This is a genomic window from Pseudomonas sp. P4_C1 (assembly GCF_056402155.1).
Map to the genome: position 1 here is coordinate 1 of NZ_JBFUHY010000153.1, position 2499 is coordinate 2499.

Annotated in this window: 1 protein-coding gene; it reads right to left on the reverse strand. The window is 63.8% G+C overall.

Annotated elements, in window-relative coordinates; genetic code table 11:
* Nucleotides 1-2499: beta strand repeat-containing protein (locus tag AC1DU9_RS29695; RefSeq protein ID WP_477811256.1), on the reverse strand; the 2499-nt coding region annotated here is incomplete at both ends.

Consider the following 2499-nt stretch of genomic DNA (forward strand, 5'->3'; position numbering starts at 1 on the left):
GCCGGGGGTGATCGGCCCGGCGCTTTCGCCGACGCCGGGGGTGATCGGCCCGGCGCTTTCGCCGACCAGCACCCGGTCGGCGCCTTGCACGTCGTTGCTCAACACGTTGCCGTTGAGGGTCAGCAGGGTTTCCGAAGCCGTTGAAGCATGGCTGTCGTCCACGCCATTGGGCAGGTCGTCGACGATGTTGACGTCCAGTGAACCGGTCGCGGTGCTGCCATTGTCATCGACCACGGTCACGGCGAACTGCTCCGGCAGGGTGTTGGCGCCGTTGCCAGTCGGATGGGCTTCGTTATCGTTGAGGGTGTAGCTGTAGCTCACGACCCCGGTTGCCGCGTTGAACCCGGTGATGGTCAGGGTGCTGCCCAATAGCGTGGTGATCGATTGCGGCAAGCCCGCCGTCACGCCGCCGCTGACCACGGCGATACCGCCCACGGTCAGGGTGGTGACGCCATCCAGCGCGGTCACGGTGAAGGTGCCGTTCTGGGTCAGGGCTGGTACGTCCGGACTGCTGCCATCGCTGAGGTTTTTCTCGAAGACGGTCAACTCGCCGCCCTCAACATTCAAACCGTCAATCGTCACCGAGTCATTGTTGTTGTGGATCTGCAGCACCAGGTCCGCGGTGCTGCTGTCGCCATCGGCGTCCGTCAGCGTATAGGTGAAGGTTTCAGTGCCATTGCCACCGCCGTGCAGGGCTATGAAATCCGCATCGCTGGTATTCAACGTGTAGGTGTAAGTGCCGTTGGCGTTCAGCACCAGGGTGCCGTAGGTGCCGGTGAAGGTGCCGGGAGTGATCGGGCCGCTGTTTTCGCCGAGCGGCACGCGGTCGGCGCCTTGCACGTCGTTGCTCAGCACGTTGCCGTTGAGGGTCAGCAGGGTTTCCGAGGCGGTACCGGCATGGCTGTCGTCCACGCCATTGGGCAGGTCGTCGACGATGGTCACGTCGAGTGAACCGGTCGCGGTGGTGCCGTTGTCGTCGACCACGGTCACGGCGAACTGCTCGGGCAAAGTRTTGGCRCCRTTGGCGGTTGGGTGCGCYTCGTTGTCATTCAGGGTGTAGCTGTAGCTGATCACCCCGGTCGCCGCGTTGAACCCGGTGATGGTCAGGGTGCTGCCCAGCGGCGTGGTAATCGATTGCGGSAAGCCGGTGGCCACGCCGCCGCTGACCACGGCGATGCCGCCCACGGTCAGGCTCGTGACGCCATCCAGCGCGCTGACGGTGAAGGTGCCGTTCTGGGTCAGTGCGGTGGCATCCGGTGCGCTGCCGTCGCTGAGGTTTTTCTCGAAGACCGTGAGTTCGCCACCCCCAACGTTCAATCCGCCAATCGCGATCGGGTCATCGTTGTTGTGGATCTGCAGCACCAGGTCCGCGGTGCTGCTGTCGCCATCGGCGTCCGTCAGCGTATAGGTGAAGGTTTCAGTGCCATTGCCACCGCCATGCAGGGCTATGAAATCCGCATCGCTGGTATTCAACGTGTAGGTGTAGGTGCCGTTGGCATTCAGCACCAAAGTGCCGTAGGTGCCGGTGAAGGTGCCGGGRGTGATSGGGCCGGCRTTTTCYCCGAGCGGCACGCGGTCGGCGCCTTGCACGTCGTTGCTCAGCACGTTGCCGTTGAGGGTCAGCAGGGTTTCCGAGGCCGTTGAAGCATGGCTGTCGTCCACGCCACTGGGCAGGTCGTCGACRATGGTCACGTCGAGGCTGCCGGTGGCGGTGGTGCCGTTGTCGTCGACCACGGTCACGGCGAACTGCTCGGGCAGGGTGTTGGCGCCGTTGGCGGTTGGGTGCGCCTCGTTGTCATTCAGGGTGTAGCTGTAGCTGATCACCCCGGTCGCCGCGTTGAACCCGGTGATGGTCAGGGTGCTGCCCAGCGGCGTGGTRATCGATTGCGGGAAGCCGGYGGCCACRCCRCCGSTGACCACGGCAATGCCGCCGACGGTCAGGGTTTGCAGGCCATCGAGCGCGGCCACCGTGAAAGTCCCGCTCTGGGTCAGTGCCGAGGTGTTGGGGCTGCTGCCATCGCCGAGATTTTTTTCATAAACCGTCAGCTCACCGCCATACACGTTGAGGCCGTTGAGGACCACAGGATCATCGTTGTTGTAGACATTCAGCACCAGGTTGGCCGTGCTGGTGTCGCCGTCAGAGTCGGTGAGAGTGTAGGTGAAGGTTTCGCTGCCGTCGCCGCCGCCGTGCAGGGCTTTGAAGTCGGCATCGCTGGTGTTGAGGGTGTAGGTGTAGGTGCCGTTGGCATTCAGCACCAGGGTGCCGTAAGTGCCGGTGAAGGTGCCGGGGGTGATCGGCCCGGCGCTTTCGCCGACCAGCACCCGGTCGGCGCCTTGCACGTCGTTGCTCAACACGTTGCCGTTGAGGGTCAGCAGGGTTTCCGAAGCCGTTGAAGCATGGCTGTCGTCCACGCCATTGGGCAGGTCGTCGACGATGTTGACGTCCAGTGAACCGGTCGCGGTGCTGCCATTGTCATCGACCACGGTCACGGCGAACTG